The sequence below is a fragment of the Paenalcaligenes sp. genome, assembly GCF_030152715.1.
GTDB classification, from domain to species: Bacteria; Pseudomonadota; Gammaproteobacteria; order Burkholderiales; family Burkholderiaceae_B; genus Paenalcaligenes; species Paenalcaligenes hermetiae.
Genome location: NZ_JASLIX010000142.1, coordinates 1 through 2869 on the forward strand (window position 1 = coordinate 1; position 2869 = coordinate 2869).

A 2869-nucleotide genomic window follows, 5' to 3' on the forward strand; every position below is an offset into this window, starting at 1 on the left:
ATAGCTTACTCAGCGATTGGATTTCTACTAGCCAACCTTTATTACTCGGCCAAACTACCACGCCTTGTGCCGAGCCGAAAAAGAATGCTCAAGGAGATGCCTAATGCTCAAGCGTAGTACGCTGTTATTGGTGCTTGTCAGTTTGTCGCTGGCCGGTTGCTCGGCCAAGGTGAGTCATCGTAGTAGTTGCGCCAGCCAACTGGATGCCGCTTGGCAAGAGCTAGATATTGCCAAGGTGGAAGGGTTTGCTGGCAGCGTCAGCTACTCTAAAGCCTTAACCCTATTAACAGCGGCCAAAACCCAGCAACAATTTGAAGGTTACCGTGGTTGTACACAAAAAGCGCAAAAAGCACGCTTTTATATTCGTGAATCACGGGCAGGACGCTAACCGTCACTAGAGGAAAATTATGCAGGCGCTATTAGAACGCTGTTTAGAAGCAATTAATCAGGTGGTGTTAGGCAAGCCGCAGCAGGTGCGTTTGGCGCTAACGTGTTTATTGGCCAAGGGGCATTTATTGCTAGAGGATTTACCCGGTATGGGTAAAACCACGTTGAGTCATGCCCTAGCGGATGCGTTGGGATTATCCTATCAGCGGATTCAGTTTACTTCTGATTTATTGCCCGGCGATATTTTAGGTACAGCGATTTTTGAACAGCAAAGCAGTACCTTTGTATTCCATCCTGGCCCAATTTTTGCTGAGTTAGTGCTAGCCGATGAAATTAACCGCGCTACGCCTAAAAGCCAAAGCGCCTTGTTAGAGGCGATGGAGGAGGGACAGGTGAGTATTGAGGGAGAGACGCGGCCGCTGCCAGAGCCATTTTTTGTGATTGCCACGCAAAACCCTTCTAGTCAAAGCGGCACTTTTCCGTTGCCTGAATCCCAGCTGGATCGTTTTTTAATGCGTATCTCTTTGGGTTACCCAGCCGCTGAGGCAGAAAAAAAACTGCTGCAACAAAGCGGGCAACGCCGGCAATTGCAGCAAGCAGAACCGCTACTAAGCGCTGAGCAATTGCGTCTTGCTCAGCAGCAAGTGCAGCAAGTACAAGCCAGCGATGCATTGCTGGATTATATTTTGCGTTTAGTTAATGCCACCCGAACTCAGCCGCAGTTTACCTTTGGTCTCTCGCCCCGTGCCAGTTTGGCATTACTGAGTGCGGCCAAGGCCTGGGCTTATTTAGCCGGACGAGCGTATGTGATTCCTGAGGATGTGCAGCAGGTATTGCCGGCAGTGGTCGGGCACCGCTTACAAGAGCAAACAGCGCAGGGGCAATTACAAGGCGGTGCCTTAACCCAGCACTTATTAACTACGGTACCGGCCCTATAGATGAGCAACCAAGGACGCAAAGACAGAGGCTGGCGCAAGCCGAGGGCTAGCAGCGAGGTGTTGCTGACGGCGCGCAAAATCTATGTATTGCCGACTAAAGCGGGTTTTGGTTTGCTATTAGCATTGATTGTGATGCTATTGGCAGCGATTAACTATCAAAATAGCATGGCCTATGGCCTGACTTTTTTGCTGGCTTCTTTAGCCTTGTTGTCGCTATTGCATACTTGGCGTAATTTGTGGCAGCTGCAGCTACTGCCAGCGGGTGTCAGTCACTGTTTTGTCAAGCAACCCGCGGGCTTTCAGATTAAGTTATTAAACTCGCCGCGTGGTGCTGAGCGCTTAGCATTAGGTATTGGTTGGCACGGCGCTCAACCACAGTGGTTGGATTTGGCTAAAGGCGCTGAGCAGGTGGTTCAGCTACATTTAGTTGGCCAGCGCCGTGGACGTTTAGCCGCGCCTAGTATCCGTTTAGTGAGCACTTACCCCTTGGGGATTTGGCAGGCCTGGAGTCATTTTCAACTGAAGCAATCGACACTGGTTTACCCTGAACCTTTAGCCCTGCCTTTAGCCAGTCAAGTAGCGGGCGAGCAGCAAGATCAACAGGCTAGCCAAGCGCGCCAAGCCGGCGTTGATGACTATGAAGGGCTTCGGCAATGGCAAGCAGGCGAGTCTTTACGCCGGATTAACTGGAAAGCCTGGTCCCGTGGTCAAGGTCTGTTGGTTAAAGAGTTTAATCAGCTGACCGGTAGTCAGCAGCAGTTAGATTTTGCCAGCTTAAGTGGTGATGTGGAGCAGCGACTCTCGGTGTTGACCCACCATGTACTGGCCTTAACCGAACAACAGCAAAGTTTTAGTTTGCATCTGCCACAGACCAGTATCGGCCCAGGACAAGGACTTGGGCATTTAGAAGCCTGCTTACAGGCATTGGCATTAGTGGGTGAAGGTCATGCTTAAATCAGCCACCCAGCGAGTGGCACAGACAACGGCCGCGCCTTTAATTCCGCGCTCAGGACTCATTTGGATTTTAATTGCCCAGTGTCTAGCCGTCACCCCGCATTTATTTTATTTACCGGTGTGGACAGCACTAGTTTGGGTGGTTTGCGCGCTGTGGCGGGTGCAAATTTATCGCATGCGAGCGGTCTATCCTGGCAAGCTAATCAAGCTGCTGTTGGCATTAGCCGGTGTAGCGGGGGTTTTTATCAGTCGTGGCAGCATTATTGGCGTTGAGGGTGGCGTGGCACTCTTGGTGACTGCCTTCACGCTCAAATTGATCGAGATGAAAACCCAGCGTGATGCCTTAGTGGTGATTTTTTTAGGCTTTTTTATTGTTCTCACCAGTTACTTATTTGATGATGGATTGCTAGCTGCAATTTATAGCCTATTCCCCTTAACTGCATTAATTTCGGCATTAATTGGTTTGCAGCCTAGCAGTCGCCGCGAACAACCAAAAACCACGTTAAAAACGGCCAGTCTCCTCTTATTGCAAGCGGTACCGCTGATGGTGCTACTGTTTTTATTTTTCCCCCGTTTGGATCCATTGTGGA

4 protein-coding genes are annotated in these 2869 nt (G+C 50.2%); all 4 read left to right on the forward strand.

What is annotated here, in order from left to right; genetic code table 11:
* Positions 1–103 precede the first annotated feature (103 nt).
* The gene (locus Q1V74_RS11180; RefSeq protein WP_286638755.1) at positions 104–388 is read left to right on the forward strand and encodes a hypothetical protein; all 285 of its coding nucleotides are present in this window, start codon (positions 104–106) and stop codon (positions 386–388) included.
* A gap of 19 nt (positions 389–407) precedes the next feature.
* Entirely contained in the window at positions 408–1325 is a 918-nt protein-coding gene (locus Q1V74_RS11185; RefSeq protein WP_300648968.1) for a MoxR family ATPase, read from the forward strand.
* Positions 1326–2279: a DUF58 domain-containing protein gene (locus tag Q1V74_RS11190; protein ID WP_300648970.1), complete on the forward strand. Its 954-nt coding sequence runs from the start codon at positions 1326–1328 to the stop codon at positions 2277–2279.
* A partial coding sequence (locus Q1V74_RS11195) for a DUF3488 domain-containing protein (RefSeq protein WP_300648972.1) occupies positions 2272–2869 on the forward strand: 598 nt, incomplete at its 3' end. The genes Q1V74_RS11190 and Q1V74_RS11195, both read left to right, overlap by 8 nt.

Coding starts and splice junctions, on each gene's coding strand:
- Q1V74_RS11180 (WP_286638755.1), top strand. CDS start 104: ATGCTCAAGCGTAGTACGCTGTTATTGGTGCTTGTCAGTTTGTCGCTG.
- Q1V74_RS11190 (WP_300648970.1), top strand. CDS start 1,326: ATGAGCAACCAAGGACGCAAAGACAGAGGCTGGCGCAAGCCGAGGGCT.
- Q1V74_RS11185 (WP_300648968.1), top strand. CDS start 408: ATGCAGGCGCTATTAGAACGCTGTTTAGAAGCAATTAATCAGGTGGTG.